This is a genomic window from Paenibacillus sp. NPDC055715, from assembly GCF_053617595.1.
This window is the reverse complement of sequence record NZ_JBSHGA010000005.1, coordinates 143,362-165,568: the sequence shown is the minus strand read 5'-3', so window position 1 is coordinate 165,568 and position 22,207 is coordinate 143,362. Positions and strand designations below refer to the sequence as shown.

The 22,207-nt window shown below is 45.6% G+C and carries 21 protein-coding genes and 3 pseudogenes; 6 read left to right on the top strand and 18 right to left on the bottom strand.

Going from position 1 to position 22,207, the window contains the following annotated elements:
• Positions 1–4: 4 nt before the first annotated feature.
• The 11 genes and pseudogenes from ACWGOO_RS10960 to ACWGOO_RS10910 all read right to left on the bottom strand — a co-directional run bounded on the left by ACWGOO_RS10960 (position 5) and on the right by ACWGOO_RS10910 (position 11,475).
• On the bottom strand, positions 5–991 hold the full coding sequence (locus tag ACWGOO_RS10960) for an SAF domain-containing protein (RefSeq protein WP_452483257.1): 987 nt from the start codon (positions 989–991) through the stop codon (positions 5–7).
• Between the two features lie 38 nt (positions 992–1,029).
• The gene (locus tag ACWGOO_RS10955) at positions 1,030–2,523 is read right to left on the bottom strand and encodes a serine/threonine protein kinase (RefSeq protein ID WP_452483256.1); all 1,494 of its coding nucleotides are present in this window, start codon (positions 2,521–2,523) and stop codon (positions 1,030–1,032) included.
• Between the two features lie 188 nt (positions 2,524–2,711).
• Positions 2,712–3,785 carry an SAM-dependent methyltransferase gene (locus ACWGOO_RS10950; protein WP_452483254.1) on the bottom strand — a complete coding sequence of 358 codons (1,074 nt, stop codon included), beginning with the start codon at positions 3,783–3,785 and terminating at the stop codon, positions 2,712–2,714.
• A gap of 7 nt (positions 3,786–3,792) precedes the next feature.
• Entirely contained in the window at positions 3,793–4,566 is a 774-nt protein-coding gene (locus ACWGOO_RS10945) for an ABC transporter ATP-binding protein (protein ID WP_452483252.1), read from the bottom strand.
• Positions 4,563–4,877 carry a thioredoxin family protein gene (locus ACWGOO_RS10940; protein WP_452483516.1) on the bottom strand — a complete coding sequence of 105 codons (315 nt, stop codon included), beginning with the start codon at positions 4,875–4,877 and terminating at the stop codon, positions 4,563–4,565. The genes ACWGOO_RS10945 and ACWGOO_RS10940 overlap by 4 nt, the downstream gene beginning before the upstream one ends.
• Positions 4,874–5,212: a cyclic-phosphate processing receiver domain-containing protein gene (locus tag ACWGOO_RS10935; protein WP_452483250.1), complete on the bottom strand. Its 339-nt coding sequence runs from the start codon at positions 5,210–5,212 to the stop codon at positions 4,874–4,876. Before ACWGOO_RS10935 ends, ACWGOO_RS10940 begins: the two co-directional genes overlap by 4 nt.
• 72 nt (positions 5,213–5,284) lie before the next feature.
• Positions 5,285–6,133, bottom strand: a complete 849-nt coding sequence (locus ACWGOO_RS10930) for a deoxyribonuclease IV (protein WP_452483514.1) — start codon at positions 6,131–6,133, stop codon at positions 5,285–5,287.
• Positions 6,123–6,941, bottom strand: coding sequence for an Fpg/Nei family DNA glycosylase (locus ACWGOO_RS10925; protein ID WP_452483248.1), 819 nt, complete (start codon positions 6,939–6,941; stop codon positions 6,123–6,125). Before ACWGOO_RS10925 ends, ACWGOO_RS10930 begins: the two co-directional genes overlap by 11 nt.
• A 73-nt stretch (positions 6,942–7,014) precedes the next feature.
• Positions 7,015–7,821, bottom strand: a complete 807-nt coding sequence (locus ACWGOO_RS10920) for a TIGR01457 family HAD-type hydrolase (protein ID WP_452483246.1) — start codon at positions 7,819–7,821, stop codon at positions 7,015–7,017.
• Positions 7,822–8,325: 504 nt separating this feature from the next.
• On the bottom strand, positions 8,326–9,258 hold the full coding sequence (rnz, locus tag ACWGOO_RS10915; protein ID WP_452483244.1) for a ribonuclease Z: 933 nt from the start codon (positions 9,256–9,258) through the stop codon (positions 8,326–8,328).
• Between the two features lie 80 nt (positions 9,259–9,338).
• Positions 9,339–11,475 (bottom strand): annotated as a pseudogene (locus ACWGOO_RS10910) (homocysteine S-methyltransferase family protein).
• Between the two features lie 165 nt (positions 11,476–11,640).
• Here ACWGOO_RS10910 and ACWGOO_RS10905 point away from each other — a divergent pair.
• Positions 11,641–12,182, top strand: a pseudogene (locus ACWGOO_RS10905) (cupin domain-containing protein).
• Positions 12,183–12,303: 121 nt separating this feature from the next.
• Here the strand turns inward: ACWGOO_RS10905 and ACWGOO_RS10900 are convergent.
• The 3 genes from ACWGOO_RS10900 to ACWGOO_RS10890 form a co-directional block, all read right to left on the bottom strand.
• Positions 12,304–13,098: an HAD family hydrolase gene (locus ACWGOO_RS10900; protein WP_452483242.1), complete on the bottom strand. Its 795-nt coding sequence runs from the start codon at positions 13,096–13,098 to the stop codon at positions 12,304–12,306.
• Between the two features lie 193 nt (positions 13,099–13,291).
• The gene (locus ACWGOO_RS10895; protein ID WP_452483240.1) at positions 13,292–13,801 is read right to left on the bottom strand and encodes a hypothetical protein; all 510 of its coding nucleotides are present in this window, start codon (positions 13,799–13,801) and stop codon (positions 13,292–13,294) included.
• Between the two features lie 129 nt (positions 13,802–13,930).
• Positions 13,931–14,137: a DUF896 domain-containing protein gene (locus ACWGOO_RS10890; protein WP_452483238.1), complete on the bottom strand. Its 207-nt coding sequence runs from the start codon at positions 14,135–14,137 to the stop codon at positions 13,931–13,933.
• A gap of 629 nt (positions 14,138–14,766) precedes the next feature.
• On the opposite strand from ACWGOO_RS10890, the gene lexA reads away from it, so the two are divergent.
• The 5 genes and pseudogenes from lexA to ACWGOO_RS10865 form a co-directional block, all read left to right on the top strand.
• The gene (gene lexA / locus ACWGOO_RS10885) at positions 14,767–15,393 is read left to right on the top strand and encodes a transcriptional repressor LexA (protein WP_013310545.1); all 627 of its coding nucleotides are present in this window, start codon (positions 14,767–14,769) and stop codon (positions 15,391–15,393) included.
• A 252-nt stretch (positions 15,394–15,645) separates the two neighbouring features.
• Positions 15,646–15,948: a hypothetical protein gene (locus tag ACWGOO_RS10880; RefSeq protein ID WP_452483235.1), complete on the top strand. Its 303-nt coding sequence runs from the start codon at positions 15,646–15,648 to the stop codon at positions 15,946–15,948.
• 265 nt (positions 15,949–16,213) lie between these two features.
• Positions 16,214–16,387 (top strand): hypothetical protein, encoded by a 174-nt coding sequence (locus tag ACWGOO_RS10875; protein ID WP_452483233.1) that lies wholly within the window; start codon positions 16,214–16,216, stop codon positions 16,385–16,387.
• Between the two features lie 39 nt (positions 16,388–16,426).
• On the top strand, positions 16,427–16,567 hold the full coding sequence (locus ACWGOO_RS10870; RefSeq protein ID WP_452483231.1) for a hypothetical protein: 141 nt from the start codon (positions 16,427–16,429) through the stop codon (positions 16,565–16,567).
• A 596-nt stretch (positions 16,568–17,163) separates the two neighbouring features.
• Positions 17,164–17,425: pseudogene (locus tag ACWGOO_RS10865) on the top strand (ran-binding protein 10); the annotation flags it as partial.
• 182 nt (positions 17,426–17,607) lie between these two features.
• Here ACWGOO_RS10865 and glnA read toward each other — a convergent pair.
• The 4 genes from glnA to hflX all read right to left on the bottom strand — a co-directional run bounded on the left by glnA (position 17,608) and on the right by hflX (position 22,202).
• Positions 17,608–18,936 (bottom strand): type I glutamate--ammonia ligase, encoded by a 1,329-nt coding sequence (glnA, locus tag ACWGOO_RS10860; protein ID WP_452483229.1) that lies wholly within the window; start codon positions 18,934–18,936, stop codon positions 17,608–17,610.
• 116 nt (positions 18,937–19,052) lie between these two features.
• Complete coding sequence (locus ACWGOO_RS10855) at positions 19,053–19,466, bottom strand: MerR family transcriptional regulator (protein ID WP_007430683.1); 414 nt, start codon at positions 19,464–19,466, stop codon at positions 19,053–19,055.
• 83 nt (positions 19,467–19,549) lie between these two features.
• Complete coding sequence (locus ACWGOO_RS10850; protein WP_452483227.1) at positions 19,550–20,803, bottom strand: methionine gamma-lyase family protein; 1,254 nt, start codon at positions 20,801–20,803, stop codon at positions 19,550–19,552.
• A gap of 112 nt (positions 20,804–20,915) precedes the next feature.
• On the bottom strand, positions 20,916–22,202 hold the full coding sequence (hflX, locus tag ACWGOO_RS10845; RefSeq protein WP_283652126.1) for a GTPase HflX: 1,287 nt from the start codon (positions 22,200–22,202) through the stop codon (positions 20,916–20,918).
• Between the last annotated feature and the right edge of the window lie 5 nt (positions 22,203–22,207).

Genomic DNA, 22,207 nt, shown 5'->3' with positions numbered 1-22,207 from the left:
TGATTTATTTACCATATGGATCAGAGCTTCCGCTCTGCGTCAAGATATCTGATTGTTCTTTGGCATCCTGCCCGTTTCCATATCCGTCCCCTGTACTTGTACTCTCACTCAAAGCTCCATCTGCATTCGCTCCCGCATGCTGTGCTGCAACTTCCTCACTCAGGCTTCTTTCTATAGGTGTCGTTATTACATTGTTTGACGCACTAAGTGCATTTTCAAGAGACTCCCGCAACTGCTTGGACAGCTTTTGTTCAGCAACGCGGATCAAATTAGGATCACTGTTCATTAACTCTAACACCTTCGAATTGGGTGGATAGGTCGGAATCGCCTTCGGCTGGAACTGTGGATCGACATACGTTAATGCATAGATCGATGCTTTATGCAGATAGGCATCAACAATTCCGCTCGAAAGCGATAATATTTCCTGCTCATTCAAAGTAACCCAGATGATCGGACCTTCCAGCTTGGAAATTTTCTTTTTGGATAGCAGAATATAATCCTGCCCCGTTGGAAATTGAATGCGGATATCCACTTCGTCTCCAGCTTTCAGGCTGTTTGGAAGAACCACAACCTTCAGCTCCCGGTTGCGCAGGTCTTTAGAAGTCGGCTCATCGACAGTAATCATAGCTGATGTAAGTACGGACCCTTTTTTTAGCTCAATTTTAGCCGTGGTGCCGGAAGCCTCATTTTTACCCGCAATCAAATTGGCTGGAGCCTGAGAGCCAGGAACCGTGATTCCCTTCAAATCACTAGGTGTAATCTGCTCACCCGGAGAAATGTCACGAACAACAGCCCATCCTTTTTTCGCCGTTCGTTGTTCTTGCTCATAGCCTTTCCATTTTTGTGCTGCCTCTGCTTCGGCCTGCTTCCTGACATTATTCAATTGATAGGTGTTAATTATAAGGTAGCTCGCGAAGACAACGCCAACAATACCCGCACCAATACAACCGGCGTAAAGCTTTTGCTTACTGCTTTTTCTTAGCTTGGACACACAACTTCTCCCCTGCCTTTTTGATATATACCTTTTCTCTAGCGGTGATTGCGTTTAAGAAATCCGAAGCGTTTCTTTCGCGTATCAGGAATGGCTCCACGAAACAGCTCATCCAGTACCTGATCCATCTCGTCCTCTTGCTCAAATGGATCTGAATGGAACGGTAAAGCAAATACTTTGTCGTGATCCAATTCCTTACGCAGCCTGCGTACAGCCTCCGCTGCTGCCAGCGGCAAGTAGTAATTCCATTTATGTTGCGGATGGCGCTGGAGAGAACGAGCCAGTCCGGCTATATCCTGAATTCTCCACTCAGCCCCAGAACCGACCACTAACGGGTAATCCGCTCTCAAAAATTCTTCCAGCCGCTCATTGTCCTGCCCGATCCCCAAATCAAGTACGATAAATTGGTAAGAGCCACCCAGTAAAGCGATGACATCCGCACGGGATGTTTGCCGCCAATAATGTACTCCGTCTACCTCAAAGCGCCGGCTTGAACTCGCTCGCCCAACGGGTACTCCATCTACCACTTCTTGAAGCCGGGCAAATGCTTTGGCTGTACTATGCAATTCGACCAGTGCCACTGAACGGGACTTTCGGGCCAGATAGTGGCTCACCGCAATCGCTGTGTGCGTTGCACCTGAACCAGAAGACACGCCCAGCACAGCTACAACCCTTGTACCTCCATATTCGATAGAAGCACCGCCAACGGACGCTCCTTGTTGAGCAGGCTGAAAATCTGCACTGCGTCGCAGCTCCCCAATTACCTCTGCGGCAGACTGAAATCGCTCCCCTGGATGATGACGCAGCAGCTTGCGAATCACCGGAATCAAATGACGGGGTAATTCTCCACGAATATATCCTTCGACTCCGGCCGTCCACTCGCTGTATTTGCCACCTGTACAGAGATACAACAACAGCGCTCCCAAACTGTACAAGTCCGAACGGGCATCCGTTTGACCTGCTCCATATTGCTCCGGGGCTGCGAAACCCACTGTTCCCAGCTTTACCGTATCCTGATTCATCTCAGCCTTATAGCTCCGTGCTATGCCAAAATCAATCAGCTTAAACTCCATTTCCGGTGTCAGCATAATATTCGTTGGTTTCAGATCCCGGTAGATGACAGGGGACTGGCGAGTGTGCAAGTAATCCAGCACATCCAGCAACTGCAAGGCGAATGGAACCATTTGCTCCTGCGGAATATGACCTTGGTAACCCTTCATATACGCTTCCAGCGTAATTCCTTCAATGTAGTCCATGACCAGATATACCGCCCCGGATGGCGGATGCTCAAAGAAATCAACAATTCTCGGTAATCGTGGGTGGCTCAGTGAAATCAGCATCTCTGCCTCTGCGCGTACAAGTTTCATCATTTGCGGGTCGGCAACGGACTCCTTCACAGCCCATTGCTTACCTGGCAGCTTCAAATCCTCTGCCATAAACACGCTGCTCATACCTCCCGTACCCAACGTGCGGACAATCCGGTAACGCTCACCCACAATCGAACCGTATTCCAAATTCGTTTGTTTTTTCATCTCTCTCCTACCTCCCTTCCATAAGCAAATAACGCAAAAAAGGGAAAGCCTACCGCAAAAACACAATCTTCATGTCACCATGAAAATGATGTTCGCGGGATGCTTTCCCTTTATTTAAACGTGATTATACTATTTTTAAGGAACAATTTGGGTTTATTATATAGCACACCTATACCGATTGTAAAGCATTATTTTCCATACTTGATCATGTACAGTGTAATCTCATCTCGGTTATGGAATAGCTGCTTGGCCCATTGAATCTGCATGCCGGACTGCTCGAACGAAGCGATCACATCATGAATAAGCGCCAAAGGCTTTTTATGCATTAGCTTGACCGTTACGATGGCAGTACCGCCACTGCGTAAACTATACAGCAAATCAGTAACGAGCCTTGCCATTTGTTTGGGACTCCAACTCATATCACAAACCAGCAGATCAAACGTATTTTCTTTGAATTTGACCTCACTCGCATTTTTACGCAAAAAAGTCAGATTGGCATACTTCATCAACGAAGGCTCCATCTTTGCTGGATCAACCGCCGTTACTTTGAGTCCACGCTCCAGCAAAAAGGAAGTCCATCCACCCGGTGCTGCCCCGATATCCAGCCCTTGATGAAAAGCGCTAAAATCAATGCCAAACGTCGCTTCTGCTTCCAGCAGCTTGAATTTGGCACGAGAGATTTGTCCGTCCTCCTTCTGAAAACGAACTGCACCTCCGCTCCAATCAGATAGATTATCCTGAGGGTGCGACACACCTGCATACCATGTATCCGTATCTACAAAAACGGACACAATAACCTCGGCTCCCTGTACCGTAAGCTCCATAGGAAGATCACTTATTTGTTCACTCAAAGCCTGCTTGAGCGCACCTGCGCTTTCAGTCCAACTGCTGTCAGCTCCTTTACGCACCTGCAAAGAAACACGCTGATCTATCAGTTCTCGGCGGTTACGGATAAAAGCAACCAAACGCTCCAGCACCTGAGTCAAATCTGTACCTTCCTCCTGAAAATGCACAGGAAATAAGTGACGCAAAAACATTGGCGGCTGACCCGTAATCGTCCCCAATGCCTCACTTGCATCCGCAGGTAATGTAGCCAGAAAAATTTCACCTGGTAAAAGTATTGTGCTTTTCACAGAGCCAAACATTCTTCTAAGCTCTTCTTGGGCATAGGGTGCAAACCCATGATTGGCAGTGCAAACAAATCTTGACGATGACAAAGCGGTTCCACCCTGTTCATCTGTATTCTTGTATAATTCCTCCAAAATAACGTTACCCTCCAGTGCACACCCGAATCCAGGGACGCTCGCCATCCCAATCCAGTTCGACTGGAACTTCATAGGTGTGCATAATCAATTCTTTCGTTAAAACCTCTTTTTTCGGTCCGGCTGCTACCATCTTGCCATCACGGATTAGCGCCACATGGGTAAAAAGGGGGACAATCTCCTCAATATGATGGGTTACATAGACCACTGACAAATCTCGCTTGCGGAGCCGATCCATTTCAACCAGCATTATTTCCCGCTCAAATAGGTCCAGTCCGGCGCAAGGCTCGTCCATAACCAGCAAGCGAGGCTCCGCCATTAGTGAACGGGCCAGCATTACTTTTTTGCGTTCTCCCTGAGATAAGGTACCCAGCGGATGATGCATCAGAGCACCTAAATTCATCCCCTCCAGAAGAGATACGGCTTTTTCTTTTGTCTCCGTTGGAATCTCCTGATAAAAACGTAAAAAAGCATACGCTCCAGTAGCAACCACTTCCCATACCGGATCTTTTAAAGCCAATTTCTCCAGCAACGTCTGGCTGGTATATCCGATCTGCTTGCGTACTTCTCGCACGTCACATTGACCATACGTTTGTCCAAGCACCTCGACCGTTCCACGACTCGGAAACATATACCCGGTCATCATTTCCAGCAATGTTGTTTTACCAGAACCGTTACGCCCCAGAATGGCCCAATGTTCATTTTCCCCTATTTCAAGACTCACATCGTCCAATATTCGTCTATCTTCCCGCTGCAATGTGATGTTCTTCATGGATATCATTCCACCACGCTCCTTATCCTGCTCAGCAAGTGTTCCACAGATTCCATTTTGTAAATGATTTCAGGATTTTCGTTCTCTCCGTTATATAAAAGAAGCGCAGGAACACTGGAAATCCGGTACTCCTGTACCAGTTCGGGAATATAGTTAATGTTGCTTTGCACCACGACTCCTTCGGGGAGCAAATGCTCTGCCACTTCCAGCATCCGCCGGGCAGCCGCGCAGGTTCCGCACATGGGAGTGTACACAAACAAAGCCAGCTTGCATCCCTCCCATATGGCGCGACACACTTCTTTTTGTCCCAACTCCTTCATCGTTCCGACTCTTTTCTGATCTCGCACATGCGCTCCTCCGATACCGGACCGTTATGCACGGTGACTCCTTCCGGCTTATTCGCATACAGCAGCTCAAACATGGCGCGTCTGCCCTCCGCACTGGAGGAATGCAAATAAATTTCACGCGGATACAACTGCTTCCCTGCAATGGCAGCAGCCACATCTTTCCCCGTTGGCTGACCCGGTCCCAAATCATAATCCAGCGATAGTACCGAAATCGGGTATTCATGAAGCAGTAATAAACACTCCTCCGCATCCCTTGCCAGCTTAAAGCCCGGAGGACAAGGCCGATAATCGTCCATAAACAAATGCATAAACGTCTCCCCTTTTCCCCATGGTTGTAAGCTTCGTAAGCCTCAAAGATGAAGATCATCCGTCAGACTGTTTTACTGCCAGCTTTGGATTATTTGAATATCTTCGCGATGTGTCCCATCAGGTCCCGTTTCGCTTTCCAAAACGACTGGAATGCCCCTTACAGGCTCCTGTTCCGTCATCCAACACATGCCCTCCAGACCAATACATCCCTGCCCGACACGCGCATGTCTGTCTTTTCTGGAGCCATACGGGTATTTGGAATCGTTCAAATGAACTCCGCACAGGGCTGGCCAATAGCCGAGACGATCTCCTTTTTCGATCAACGCCTCATCACGTCCACCGTTCCACAATCCTGCTGCATACGCATGACAGGTATCCAGACAAAAACCGATGCTGTCAGGATATTGACACAACTGGCGAATTTGCACCATTTCCTCCAGTGTGGTTCCCATCGGACCATGATCCCCTGCCTGATTTTCAATCAGTATTTTAGCATTTCCCTGCCATCCTTCCAGCACATCATCAAGACAACCAATGATATTCCGATAGCCCTCCAGCGGGTCAGACGTATGGGTATGACCAAAATGAACGACAATCCCCTTTGAGCCACAGGCTTCAGCGATATCCAGATCGTTCCGCAATGAAGCAACTGTCAGCTCATAAAGTTCCTGACCGCGTTCGCGCCCATGAGCTGGATTAACGGGGTATGGCGAGTGGGCAATAGATTGGAGTTCGTGTTTTACACAGTAAGCTTTACAAGCAGCCGCATCAGCAACATTCCATTCCTTCAGCCTAAGACTACGCGGGTTTTTCGGAAAATATTGAAAAGAACGTCCTCCCTGCTCTCGTGCACGCACAGCGGCCTTGGAAAAACCGCCACGCGTACTAACATGAGAACCGATCAGAAATTTAGGCATCATGCTGCTGTACCGGGCAATAAAATGCTTTTTTCCCCGCCAGCTCAACTCGTACAACTTTCCCGCCACTTGGAGATTCTTCTCCTTCACGGTCATATACCCGGCACTGATGATCAAAGCCGCCCGTTAGCGTATCCCCCTCCATCAGAGGCATTTCCATATAACCGCCTTCCGCAGTAGCTTCACGAAGCACAGACTGTGTGGCATGATACAGCTTTTCCACTTTTTCGGGTGACTGTACGATGTTTTGCACTTTGGAACCTGGTGTAAATCCAGCGATATAAGCAATCTCGTCCGAATAACAATTACCGATACCGGAAAAAACATGCTGGTTTACGAGCGTTGTTTTCAAAATACCCCGACGTCCCTTCAGACGTGCCGTGAACTTTTCCAATGTCATACGACGATCCAGCGGATCAGGTCCGAGTTCAGACATCGCCTCTTCTGTTTCTTTAGCCGTCAGCAGGTGCAGATAACCTAAGCGCAGCCCGATAAAATAAAGCTTTACTCCACTGAAATCCAGTTCAATTTGAACCGTGCGATCAGGGCGCTGCTCCTCCGTTCCCAGATATAGCAGTCCTCCTAGCATCAGATGCAGCACAAGCCGCCCGCCCGTGTTCAGATGAAAAATCAAGTGCTTGCCTCGACGCTCCATATATACAACGGTAGTTCCCAGCAATTGCTTCTCAAACGTTTCCACATCGGTATTAATGGATTTTACACGGTTAACCGTCACTCCAGTAATCGGAATGTCCAAAATTTGTTTTGACAATAGCGTTCTATAATTCTCCATCTCAGGAAGTTCCGGCATGTCAATATCTTTCCTTTCGTAGCTGCAAATCACTTTTGATTCTTGCAGATTATTTTAAAATGTATATTTAGTATTACTTACACTCTTCTTGGAGCCAATCCTGCAATTCATCCAGATTGTCAAAAATCAGGTCAGGCTTTACGCCAACGACACGTATATGTTCGCCCATGTTAATGCGGGTCGAAACACCCGATAGTATGAGAGCTGTTTTGCAACCTGCCGCCGCACCTGCCGCAATATCGGTAAGCATATTATCGCCTACAACCAGAGCTTCATCCGCTCTAATGTTCAAGCGATCCAGCGCATAGTTCATTAACACACTTGAAGGCTTGCCAATGACTACCGGTTTTACCTGTGATGCCGCTTCAATTGCAGCTCCAATCGTTCCGGCCCCCGGCGTGAGTCCATCCTGTGAAGGCAATTGTAGATCCGGGTTCGTCAAAACAAAAATGGCCCCTTCCCGAATCCAGCGCATGGCAGCAACCAGCTTATCATATGTAAATTGGCGATCTATCCCCTGCACCACATAATCAGGGTGATCCTCCACAAGCTGCAATCCGGCATCCGTAAGTGCCTGACGTAATCCCGTTTCACCAATACAATATACACGTGCTCCAGGGCTTTGCTGTGCAACATATTGTGCAGCCGCCAGCGCCGAAGTGCATACTTCATCGCTAACCGCTTCAATTCCCATACCTACCAAATGCTCTGCCACCGACTCGGGTGTGCGTGAAGAATTATTCGTAACATAAGCATAAGGTATCTGGTTCGTGCGCAATTGGGATATGAGCAGATCCGCACCCTTGATCATTCGGTCCCCATGATACAATGTTCCATCCAGATCAATTAGTAACGATTTTATCGTAATTCCCTCCCGCACTTCAAATCAATTCATCATAACATTGAAATTATAATTCATCCCATGAATGATGCTCACCTTCTTATTTAATCACCTTAAGCATTCAGGTCATAAAATAAGTCGGCCTTCCATTTCATCTTATCTATCTTAAGTCAAAAATACGGTTGAAGTCCATGAATTGCTGATAAACCATCCAAAATAATGCCATTCCTCGCTAAAAGCCGTCGCTTTCCCATGGAATAAGCTTACATCTCCGTCGAAATCCATCGAAAATGCCTTTTCTCCAATGAAAATCCCCTGTATTTCCTGGCCCTGCTCAAAATACAAACTCCTTAAAATTCGATATATAGAAAATCCAATATGACAAGCCTCCATATGTGGTAGTACAAATTCATCCGCCCCCCCATATGTCGTCCTCATCTCTTGTCGCATCCTGCGCTTTCCCGGAAAATAATTTCGCAGGAAAAACAAAGGCACCGGAGCAAGCCCCGGCACCCATACACGTCTATCTTCTATAACTACCGTTTAAGAACCGATATCGGACACGGGTAACAACACATGCTGCTCCGCCAGCAATGAATTGGGGAACACACTCCGCGCTTCCTCCAGCAAGGGCTGTAGCTGCTCCTGATCTTTATATCTGGAACTAAAATGCGTCATGATCAACTGACCCGCACCTGCCGCTTTTGCTGCTTCCGCTGCCTGGAGTGCTGTACTGTGATGATATTCATACGCCGTATCCGCCAGCTCATTTAGAAAAGTGGCTTCATGAACGACAACCGTTGCATCCTGAGCTAGTACTACGGTATTCGGGCAAGGCCTCGTGTCACCGAGAATGGTGATGATACGTCCTTTTTTCGGTGTACCTAATACATCCTGAGGATGAAGAATGACACCACCCTCCACCTCGACGCTTTCTCCACGCTTCAGCTTACCATACACCGGGCCGGGCTTGATTCCGTATCGCTCCAGCAGCTCCTGATTGAGCTTGCCGGGCTTATCCATCTCTACAATACGATATCCGTAGCTGTCAATACGATGATCCAGCAGAGCCGACTCCACACGGAATTGCCCATCAACAAACAACAGTCCTCCCGTGTGCTCCACAATATGTAGTTGGTAGTTGATACGGGATTGGCTGATTCCCAGCGATAATTCGATGTACTGCTTGAGTCCGGGCGGCCCGTATACCGTCAGCGGTGTCTTACCTCCCTGATACGCCCTGCTCGACAGCAGACCCGGCAGACCAAAGAGATGGTCTCCATGCAAATGGGTAATGAATATTTTTTCAAGCCTGCTTAGCTTAAGCGGCGAACGCAGGACCTCCTGCTGAGTTCCTTCGCCGCAATCAAACAACCACATGCTTCTTCGTTCCTCCAGCAAACGGAGTGCGATGGACGTCACGTTTCGCTGGATGGTAGGCACACCTGCATTCGTGCCGAGAAAATAAAATTCCATGATTTTAACCTTCTTCCTGCTGACCAGCAAAAAACCTCCGAGGCTCGGAGGGTCTTTTGCTATCCCATCTGATAAAGGTGTTATACCTTTTCGACGTTAAAATACTGCGCCTGAGGGTGACTGAACACCATGGCTGATACTGAAGCCTTCGGTTCCATCATAAACCCTTCTGTCAGCTCAATGCCAATATCCTCAGGTTTCAACAGCTGGAACAATGGCCCCTGATATCTAGCCCCATGCCGCTGTTTCATCGTCATGTCTGCCGAGTCCGGGAAGCCCAGCTGTCCTTATAATATGATGAAGTCGCTCGGCGAGTCCTTCTGCCACTTCCAGCGCTACCGACTGAAGTGCATGAGAGCATAAGTAATCCCCTTTTTCTTTCCATTGCGTGGAAAGCTGCTGAATACCATGACCCGCCGTAACGACCATAAAACCTACATAATCCATAACTCCAGATTCCACCGATTTCAAATAGTCAGCCAGACATAAATAAGGCTCTACTTGTTGACGCGGAAACGTAAATGTGTGCAGTACCTTGCTCACATCCGCTGAATCATAGACCAGAATCTGATCTCCCTGTGACTGCGTCGGGAAGAAACGATATACAGCATGTGCCTGAATAATTCTATCCGTAACGGCTTCAAACATGATGCTATCTACCGTTTCCTTCAACTGAGTCGCTTTCGGATTCCCCGAAGCCAACAATTGCTCTACATTTCCTTTTAATCCAAGATGGTGCCCCATCAGCATCTGTATATTCACATAAGGCAAAATATAATTGAGCGGATAGTTACGCAGTACATGACGATCTGTATCCAGCAGAATATAGACGAGCAAATCCTGAGCGATTTTAGAGCGAACAGCCCGAGTAAGCTTAGGCAACGGCTTGGTTTCCACGACTACAGCAACTTCCGCCTCTCGCTCGGCCTCCACACTCATCTGTTGAGCCGATTTAACAAGCAGACCGGATAAGCCAATCGCGTCGGCCTTTTCTTCACGGTAAGCCTCAATGATGCGTTCTGGTGGTACTTTTATACCCAGATTCACAATGTGGTAACCATTGTTGGATAGAATAATCTCCAGCGAAGAATATTTGGCAAGCACTTGCTCCAGATCCGGAATCAGTCCCTCCTTAGTGCCCTTCACTACATAGGAAACCAGCCGCTCCTCAAGCGAAAGGTTGGACATCGTTTCTTTTTTCTCCACTTTCTTATTACGGAAAGCAGCCACAAAAGCGGATAAAGTATCGTCGTCGTTTTATAAATCAGATCTTCGGCGAGCTTCCGTTCATGTTCGGGTATCGAAGCATAGCGTTCAAGCTTCTCCGTATTTACAAATTGCATAGTCCAAAGCCTGCTTTGGTACATTCGTATAGATAAACGGAAATGCTATGGCGTGGTTCCACAGTAGCCCCCTGCAATATTTAGCCAGCCTTTTTCGGCGAAAGCAGACATTTTACGGGCCAATGAATCAGGCGATTCATGATATTGACCGTTTTCATCGGGCAAACCTGCATTCGGATAACAGCTAATCACTGCTAAGAACGTATCGGAAAGAGCGCGAATGTGATCCCGCATAAACTCCGGCCCTGTAGCACAGTTGAGCCCAATCGACACCGGGTGCAAGTGTTCCAGCGATATACAGAAAGATTCGATATTTTGTCCTGCTAAAGTTGTTCCCACCGGTTCAATCGTTCCCGAAATCATTAACGGAAGCTCAATACTCGTCTGCTTAAAAGCCTGCTGAATTCCAATACTTTCGGCTTTGACGTTAAGCGTATCCTGCGACGTCTCCAAAAGCAGGGCATCCACGCCGCCTTCAATCAGCGCCAATGCTTGCTCTTCGTAGCTCTCGATCAGCTCCGCAAACGTAACACCACCTGTCACCGATAATGTTTTCGTCGTCGGTCCCATAGCTCCTACAACAAAACGAGGCTTGTCCGCAGTACTGTACTTATCTGCTGCGTTACGAGCTAATTTAGCTGCTACCAGGTTAATTTCACGGGCGCGCTCCGGTATATCGTAATCCGCCAAAACGACGGATGTCCGCTCCAAAAGTATCCGTTTCAGTCAGGTCTAATTCGGCCTCCAAGTATGCCTCATGTATCCCTTGAATGACATCGGGCCTGGTCAAGACCAACATCTCGTTGCAGCCCTCAGCTCTTCCCCGCAAAACGTTAAAGTCTAGTTTATCAGAAACCGTATCATTTAGATAGATTGAAGTAAAAACATACGTTTTATACGACTTCTTCCGTGCAAAAGCGACTCTCGATATTCATTTTTACAGTTTGCAGCATAAATCGTTTCAAAGCTATACTGTACAACGATTCAGGACATGGTATCCTGCATACAATATTAAACCAAGTGAAAAAGAGGGTAACTGATGGCTGAAATCTTAACACGCGTATAAATGTACAAATTAACGCTGAAGACAAGGTACGTGATTTTTTGGAGAGTCACGAGGTATTGTACGAGCATTGGGATGCTTCCAAGCTGTCCGGGGAGCTGCAAGAAAACTTCACCCTGACGGATGAGTAAAAAGCGACAGTTCTAAGCACTTTTGAACCCGAAATCAAGGATTTAGCCGCCCGTCGCGGGTATAAAATATGGGATGTTATCACCTTGTCCGAAGCAACGCCGAATTGGGACGAGCTACTTGCCAAGTTTGAGCAAATTCATACCCATACCAACGATGAAATTCGTGCTATTGTTACTGGTAAAGGTATTTTTATCATTAAAGATCCTGAAGAAATCGGTTATTTTAATGTGGAGCTTTCACCGGGTGACGTTATTTCGGTACCCGAAAATATTCCTCATTTTTTCACCTTAATGGAAAATCAGAAGATCGTCGCAGTACGTTTGTTCATCGAAGAAAATGGCTGGATTGCCGAGCCGTTTGAAGATCCATCGTTTATTAAGGCATAATACCTGCACTAAAGAATAATAAGAATTTATCCTAATGTGGATAAAGCAACTCCCTCTGCTCTGAGACACCTGAGCGGAGGGAGTTGTTTGACTTATTACTATAATAAGAGCCGAAAAGCACTTACTTAAACGATTGGATAATCCCATCCAATTCGGACAGATGCTTAATTTCGAACTTGGGCTTGATTTCTGTAGTATTGGTTTTGGCGTTTCGGTTCACCCACACGGAGTGCACACCTGCCGCCAGAGCCCCTTGAATATCAGTCGTCAGCTTATCCCCCACCATTAAAACATGTTCAGGCTCAATACCGAGAAGCCCCAAAGCATGCTGAAAAATAGACGGATCAGGCTTGCCTTTACCAAACGAACCTGAAATAACAACGTGATCAAAAAATGGAGCTAACTGCGGAACGCCATCCAACTTTTCCTGCTGTAGATCGGGGGAACCGTTTGTCAACAAAAGCAACTTATACTGCCCTTTCAATTGCTCCAGAATCTCAAACGTTTCTTCATAAACATGGGAACGGGAGCGTCTTTCCAAAGCAAATTGGGTTGCCAGCTTCTGCGCCAACCCTTCATTATCTATACCCAGCTGTTGAAGACCTCTACGCCAAGATTCCTTTCGATAAGCAGGGGCCAACTGTTCCAATTGTCGGAACTCAGGCTGCTCTCCTGCCGTAAAATTCGCCCACAATCCTTCAAACGGATTAATACCAATCAATTGAGTAAAGCTAAAGGTTTCATAAGACTCATACAAAGCACGCGCTTCCTTGCGGACTGCTTCTTCCAAAGCTTTCGGATCAACGCCTGCTTCCCGGGAACCTGTCTGGCACGCCGCGTCAAATGCCTCTTCTACACTCCGCTCATCCCACAGAAGTGTATCATCAAGATCGAACATTACCGCCTGAATCGTCATCTGAACTATCCACTCTCTTTCTACTTAATATGTACGCTTGTTCTGCCTTGTTGCATCTACAAGCATTCCAATCGTTATGTGCCTATATTAAGCAAGAGGCCGCAATGTTTTATATGAAACAACATTATGCGACCTTATTTACAGGGGCTATAGGCCCGCAGACAATTTAAACGATTCGTACCAAAAGATGTCGTTATTTTTTGTCTACTTGAACCTGATTAGATAGCGCAAACTTCTCAAGTCGCTCTGCAATGGCATTCGTATCATAACGGCCCAGTGATTTTGTAAACATAAAGTTGCCACCCTTACCTTTTCTTTCAACCGTTACGTAACCCTTTTCAATTTTGATGGCTTTCATATCCTCTGCCGTCATTGGACGTTCTCTGCCACCCTTCAGCATGTACAGCGTGCTCTTCCCAACCTTTAAATAAGGACGGCGGATGAAAAAGATAACAGCCAGCATCAAGTACAAACCGAATACAAGCCAGTCCATTCCGCGCATGCCGGTCTTAGTCACAAAATAACTCATGAGCATGTACAAAACTGAAAGTCCAGCCAGCATAATTGGCACGGTAATATTACGTCCACGGAAAATATCCATTGCAGAACCGGCGCCACTAATGGGTTGATTGCCTTGCTTTTTGCGCGACTTATTCAAATGCGCTGTGTTTTTGCGAACTTTTCTTTCAAATGACCGGGCCATTTCTCAATTCCCTTCCCAAATATATTGCGTAAAAACAATTGCCACCAATCCTAATCTATATAGATACCAAAAATAGATACCTAAAAAAAACAAAAAGCAAATTACGCGGGCTAAGCCGCTTTAGCGACATTAATGCGTCAGCCCGCCATTTCCCTTCGGCGTTTCATCGTCCACAATTTCAATTGTTTCAAGCTGCTGCCGAAAATTACGACGAATGTTACCTAAATAAATTTCCCGAAGATTGGCACGCTCTATTGTTTCCTCTTCGGTCAATCCCTCGGCTTTTGCTTTACGTGCCAATTCATTGATGCGCTCTACCAAGCTGTCTATATCCAAATTGTGTCCCCTCCATATAAGCAAAGATATAATACACTTTGACACGTAGAAAAGAGCTTGTCAAGGTTCCGCATCACGTTCCCTGACAAGCTCTAATGTGACTAATCAGAAGTGTGGAAGCTTTAAAACCTAACCTGCCTGCACTTCCCAATCTTCCAGTCCGTTAATCCGAACAATTCCTTCTATGATATATCCGCGTATCCACTCGTTCCGGTTTATGATTTGGAGGCAATCTGCCACAATGTATCCCCAGGTTGTACAATAAGTTTGGTTACCTCTTCATTCGAAACCGAAGGAACTGCGAATACCGTCAGTACACCTGCACCCGCAATCCAGGCAACGATAACCAGAATAAGAAGTTTGGGCAGAAGACTGTTGGAAATGGTTCATACAAGCTGTGCTCTTCTCTCATTCCGGACATTTTGCATCTTTTCTAAATCCATGAAAAAATACTTTGATATGTACTATATTTCATCATTGGCTACGTAATGAGAACGTTTGTTTTGTCCAACAGAACGGAGAACAAAGATTCGTAATTATTTTTAGGGATTATTTAGAACTTATGTTTGTACGAACGGAGGTTCTATGCTATAATTTTCCCAAACGTTACTAAATGGGGTTGATACGGTATGTCTAAGATTTCAAGCCGCCAGCAGGCCATTCTTGAATTTATCCGCAATGAAGTGCGTCTAAAGGGATATCCCCCTTCTGTACGCGAAATAGGTGAGGCTGTCGGATTGGCCTCCAGTTCTACGGTTCACGGTCATTTGGATCGTTTGGAGAAGAAGGGACTAATACGTCGTGATCCAACGAAACCACGGGCCATCGAGTTACTCGGCCAAGACGAATCGGATAACAGCAACTTGATTAATTACTCTATTAGTCGTGTTCCGGTCGTCGGCAAAGTAACAGCCGGTCTACCTATTACAGCAACAGAAAATATTGAAGATTACTTTCCTCTTCCCCAACATTTTGTGGGTGAGGATAAAATATTCATGTTATCTGTTGTAGGAGAAAGCATGATTGAAGCTGGTATTGCCAACGGAGACTATGTCATTGTACGTCAGCAGCAGACAGCCGATAACGGCGACATTGTAGTGGCCATGACGGACGAGGACGAGGCTACTGTTAAAACTTTTTACAAAGAAAAAGATCATATCCGACTTCAACCGGAAAATCCGGCCTTTGAACCACTTCGTCTGACGCACGTTAGTATTTTGGGCAAGGTTGTAGGACTTTTCCGGGACTTCCACTGATTTTTCATTTTTCAGCCCCGTTATTCTTCCCGCAACTTCAAAACCGGCTGGCCATAGGCAAGCCGGTTTTGTATTGATCTTATGTACATAAAATCTACCTCACAACTATTCTTTTTTCTTTGACAGCCCATAGATTAAACGGTTTATATCTACAATTACTGTTCTGTTTATTGGCGGATCAAAAATAACTTTGTAATTATTTTAGATAAATATGGTGTATTAATATTTATAGTTTTATTAAGGAGAGATTAAATGAAAAAAATTATAATTTCAGTGTTTATTGTGACTTTTATCGTAATAGGTTTTACAGCTCCAACAATGGATTATGTGTATGCTAAGGAGAATTCAACCAGAACAACCTTTGATCGCATTCATTACATACAAATAATTATCCATTTTAAATCATTGGAAAAGCAATTTGAAGCTGTACTTTCCGAAAGAAATAACTACCCAGAGGACAGTCCAAAATATAAAGAGCTTTCTGAACAAATGAATCACATTCTTGAGCAGGAAACATATTACCAGAAAAAACTTAAGGCCCTTTATAATAAGTAATATACTTCTCCCCGTTTGTTATCTTCGCTTTTTATCATTTTGCTCGTGCTGATCTGCTGTAACTTTCCCAACAACGTAAAGTTGGTAAGGATTATCAGGCAGGTAAGCATGAGTTTTTTTGCGTTTCTTACCTTTATACTTTATTAGTTTCTGAATATCAAGGTCATAGGTGATAGCTTCTTTTGCTTTTAATAGATTTATGCTGATACATTACTAGCGCTACTGACATATGAATAAAGTAGACCTTAGCAAAGGAGATATGCAGATGATCAAAAATAGAGTCAAAACGTATAAGCATCGTATTGGTAAGAACAAATTTCTGGTCGTAAAAGTCTTTCAAGCCGCTGCTGCCAAAACAAGAAGCGGTAACGCGCTAGCCACTAACGCATTGAACATCAAAATTTCCAAGCGTAACCGTAAGAATCATAAACGCTTCTAAGATTTAACCGCCTTCATTTCTTTGAAGGGAGGTGATACTATGAGCAAAAGACATTTTAAACACCATGTGAAAAGAAGAAGATTATCCATCCGTTCCAGTCAAAGAGCCATTGCACGTGCAAGAGGTAACGCACTGGCTGTTAATCTGTTTAGCGTAAATGATAGACAACGCAGACGTTAAGATTGTTTTTAAGCGAAAAGCGAGAAGGATTTCTTCTCGCTTTTTTTGCATCACGTTAAACCCCATTCTACAATATGTTCAACGTATTTCTCCTGCAAAAAGCTCGGTCGTTACAAAAACGTTGATTTTCAGGAAAGCATGACCCTCTTATCCAACAGAGATATCATTTATATACGATAGTTACCAATTTTTCTAAGCAAAATAAATAACCCATAAAACATATTTTATTTGAAAATATAAGTATTATTATTCATAAAACCCTTTTTATGTTTTGTAATCTTATGAGGGAAATAAAACTTAAGGAGAGTACATATAAAAAATAGCACCACAATTAGTCAGTTTAATACCTCAGAAGACATCCAACACCAGTTCTTAAGGCAAAGTAACATACAATGCTGCTATCGGCGGTTTAGAAGGGTATAAATCATTTGATGGCAAACCACATTATAGTGTATCCGGAAATTACATCGCTTGGGGAACAACTCCCCAAAATGGCTGAGCTAGCTTATGAATTTCTCACTAACTTACAACAAACAGTATAAGAACTATAGGATTAATATTTGATCCTACTCCTGTTCCTGAACCATTCAGAGCCTTCTGAACCTGGACAACCTGCTGGCAGCCGTGAACTCTTGGTTGTAATCATGGATACAGGTCTGGAGAAAGAGTATGATCTCAGTATAGAGGAGGTTAACTCCTTCATCTCTTGGAACGAAGCAAAAACAAGCCGGGGCAGGCACAGCAACTTATGCCATTGATAAGCATGCCAATAATAAAGGACCCTTTAGCAGTCGGAAGGACTTTATCATTTTCAACAGAATTTTAACATTTGAAGTAAGCGAATATTCATCCAAGTAATTACGAAAAGAAACAACACTGGTATCGAATCCATTTCAATATGAAACACTCACAGATATCTCTAAAATAATATTTTTTAGTGGGGACATTTGGGGAGCAAACCTCATGATACTGCTTAACTTCCCCTGCTCCCCACAAAACAAAAATCCCTCTACGCTTAGAGCGCCAAGGGATTCCACGTTTTAGTAAAGCGTCAGATATTGATCACGTTCCCACTGGTGAACCTGTGTACGATACATATCCCATTCAATTTCTTTAAGCTCGTAGAAGTAAGCCAGCGCGTGGTCACCTAGCGCGTCAGTGATAACTTCGCTACGAATAAGCTCGGACAAAGCTTCTTTCAAGTCTGCAGGCAGGCTTGGAATCCCCTCTTCAATCCGCTCTTCCTCAGACATAACATAGATGTTACGATCAATCGGAGCTGGCAAAGCCAGTTGACGTTTGATACCATCCAAACCGGCTCTCAGCATCACAGCCAGTGCCAAATAAGGATTCGCAGCCGGGTCAGGATTACGAACTTCGACGCGGGTACTCAGGCCACGAGATGCCGGAATCCGAATCATCGGACTACGGTTGCTGGCAGACCAGGCAACATAACAAGGAGCTTCATAACCCGGTACAAGACGTTTGTATGAATTCACCGTTGGATTCGTGATTGCTGCCATCGCACGTGCATGCTTGAGAATACCAGCCATATAATGGCGGGCCGTCTGGCTCAATCCGAGTTCGTCTGATTCATTATAAAATACGTTTTCATTGCCCTTGAATAACGATTGGTTACAGTGCATACCGGAGCCGTTCACGCCAAACAAAGGTTTTGGCATAAAGGTGGCGTGCAGACCATGCTGACGTGCAATCGTCTTAACAACGAGCTTGAACGTTTGGATCTGATCGGCAGCTTTGACTGCACCTGCATATTTAAAGTCAATCTCATGCTGACCGGGTGCAACTTCATGATGAGACGCTTCAATTTCAAAGCCCATCTCTTCAAGCTTAAGAACAATTTCCCGACGGCAGTTTTCACCCAGATCCATCGGTGCCAAGTCAAAATATCCACCTTGGTCATTCAGCTCTGTAGTCGGTTCGCCTTTTTCATCGGTTTTGAACAGAAAGAATTCAGGCTCTGGTCCGACATTCATCGAAGTATAACCCATTTCTTCTGCTTCCTTAAGTACACGTTTCAAGATACCCCGCGGGTCGCCAGCAAACGGAACTCCGTCCGGCTTATAAATATCGCAGATCAAACGAGCTACACGATCTGAGGTTACCCAAGGGAATACTACCCATGTATCCAGATCAGGGTATAAGTACATGTCAGATTCTTCAATGCGCACATAACCTTCAATGGAAGAACCGTCGAACATCATTTTGTTATCCAGCGCTTTTGGGAGTTGACTAATCGGAATTTCTACGTTCTTGATCGTACCAAGCAAATCTGTAAACTGCAAACGAATAAAACGAACATTTTCTTCTTTGGCAATCCGGAGAATATCTTCTCTGGTATAACTCACACTAACCTCTCCCTTTCTGTAGCGACTATATACCAATCAGCTGTTCCATGGTTGTCTTAAATAATAAGGCCTGATCTGCAAGTAAAGCGGTAGTATGCCAAAATGCAGGCTATACATTATCTCTTATTGAAAAAACGTGATAATTCACCTTGGATCAGGGATACCTGTCCTGGTCTTTTACCTGCCACAAGCTGTTGTTTCAGCAATCGGTGAAGCTGGGTATCGGACATTTCACGGCGTTTGACTTCCGTATCTGCAGTAATAACTGTAGCTTCTTCCGATTCCTTGGTGACCGGATTCATGACTTGTTTAATTCCCGCAATGTTAACCCCCTTCTCAATCAACGCCTTGATTTCAAGCAAACGCTCTACATCATTAAAAGAAAAAAGACGTTGGTTACCCGACGTACGAGCAGGAACTATCAAGTTATGCTGTTCATAATAACGAATCTGACGTGCTGACAAGTCCGTTAGCTTCATGACAATACCTATTGGAAATAAGGCCATGTTTCTGCGAATTTCGTCGCCCATTTGTCATCAACCTTCCAGTGATCTATTCTTCACCTTATTGTACATTTAGCTGATGCAAAGTGTCAATAACATGTTAGAAAAACTCACAATAATTTGCGTTCTTTCATCGTTTGCAGAGCCATCAGCACTCCATATTTCACATGTGAGTAGGTTAACCCCCCTTGCATGTAACCAATATAGGGTTCACGAATCGGAGCATCTGCGGATAATTCCAGACTTCCTCCTTGTATAAAAGTGCCTGCGGCCATAATAACCGGATGCTCGTAGCCCGGCATATCCCACGGCTCTGGTACCACATGGCTATCCACGGCGGCGGCACGCTGAATTCCTTGGACAAAAGCAATTAAATGCTCCGGTCCGCTAAAAGAAATGGCCTGAATCAAATCGGTGCGTTCCTCATGCCAGGCAGGTTTCGTTTCAAAGCCCATGTCTTCAAAGACCGCAGCTGCGAATATACTTCCTTTAATCGCTTGTCCAACCAGTGTTGGAGCAAGAAATAAGCCCTGAAAGATACCTCTCGTGGTACCTAACATGGCTCCTACCTCTCCACCGATTCCAGGCGCAGTTAAGCGGTAGGCTGCCAATTGCACATACTCTTGTTTGCCGCAAATATATCCTCCCGTTTCAGCAATGCCACCGCCGGGGTTTTTAATCAGTGAACCTGCCATCAAATCGACACCGACCTGAGTAGGCTCCAGCTTTTCGGTAAATTCACCATAGCAATTATCAACAAAGACAATAACGTCAGGTTTAATCGCCTTTACACGGGCTGTCATTTCCTCGATATCTGCCACACTAAAGGAAGCTCTCCAATCATAGCCGCGTGAACGCTGGATGCCGATCACCTTCGTATTGGCATGGACTGCAGCCTCCACTGCTTTCCAATCTACTTTACCTTCTGCTGTCAGTGCAGTTTCTCCATAAGTAATGCCAAAATCCTGCAATGACCCGGTCCCATCGCCGGTCTTGCCGATCACTTTGTGAAGCGTATCATACGGTTGCCCCGTAATATACAACAGCTCATCACCTGGACGCAGAACGCCGAATAAAGCAGTGGCAATCGTATGAGTTCCCGAGGCAAAGTGCGGGCGGACCAGTGCCGCCTCCGCACCGAACACATCGGCGTAGACCTCCTCCAGTACCTCACGCCCCCGGTCATTGTACGCATATCCCGTAGAGCCAGCAAAATGAAAATCGCTTACTTGCTTCCGCTGGAATGCCCGAATAACCTTCCACTGATTTGCATCTACAAAATGATCTATACGCTGTAACCGTTCCTGTATTTTGCGCTCTGCTCTTTCCTGAATTTGTTGGATTTCCGGACTAAAAACTACCATTTTACCTTTCTGACCCTCTCTCTTACGCAGCCTTAGGCTATTGATGTTATATCATCGCTCGCTTTGAATGATGCGCATTATCATTGAATTGACCTAAAAACGTCATCAGATGTTAGCCTTCTGTGAAGTCCTTGAGGGCATGACCATATTTTTCATATTCACCTCGCTGAACTTCTACCTCATAAATGACATCATTACCATCATACTCAGTCAGGAGTACATCCCCGATCCGGTAAAGCACCGATGTCAGGTCCCCACGTTCCGCAGGAATGCGGAATCTCAGGGTATCTCCGCTCAGATGCTCCTGAATCAGCTCACGAAGACGCAACAGATCACTTTCGTCGAATGAGCTGATTTTCAAATAGCCCTCGCCGGAAGGAAGCATTTCCAGTTGCTCAGGAGTGCAAGCGTCTTTTTTATTAAACAATACGATCTGTGGCTTGTCCGCAGCCCCCAGTTGCTCCAAAATCGTTTCCACGACTTTCATCTGTTCGTCACGCATATCCGAAGAAGCATCTACCACGTGCAAAATAAGGTGGGCCTCATTAGCTTCCTCCAGAGTAGCGCGGAAAGAAGCAACCAAATCATGAGGCAGATTTTGGATAAAACCAACTGTATCCGTAAGAATAATCTCTTTGCCGCTCGGCAGCTCCATCGTTCTGGAGGTAGGGTCCAGCGTCGCAAACAGTTGGTTCTCAATATATACATCAGCCGCTGTCAGTTGCTTTAACAGCGTTGATTTGCCCGCATTAGTGTAGCCGACAAGCGCTACCTGCACAATACCACTCTTTTGTCTGCGCTCTCTGTGTAAATACCGATGACGGGTGACTTCTTCCAACTGACGCTTCAAATCGCTGATACGATCACGGATGTGGCGACGATCTGTCTCCAGCTTGCTTTCACCGGGACCACGTGTTCCGATACCGCCACCGAGTCGCGACAGATTTTTGCCGTGACCGGACAAACGGGGCAACAAATAGGACAGCTGTGCCAGCTCAACCTGAATAATACCTTCCCGTGTTTTCGCACGCTGGGCAAAAATATCCAGAATAAGCTGTGTACGGTCGATAATTTTGAGATCCAGACTTTCTTCCAAATTTCGTACCTGAGCCCCCGACAGTTCCTGATCAAAAATAGCCGTATTCGCTCCCAATTCCTCGGCAGCTGCACGCAGTTCCTCTACCTTCCCTTTGCCGATAAACCATTTGGAATCCTTTGCTTCCTTGTTCTGAGTCAAAACGCTTAGCACCTCAACACCAGCCGTCTCAGCCAGCTTCACGAGTTCATTCAGAGAGTATTCTGTATTGATGCCAGAACGTTTGACTTCATCTGTAATCAGACTGACCAGTACCGCCTTATCCTGCATTTCGGTTTGTGTATCATAAGTGGAGTTCGCCATATTGT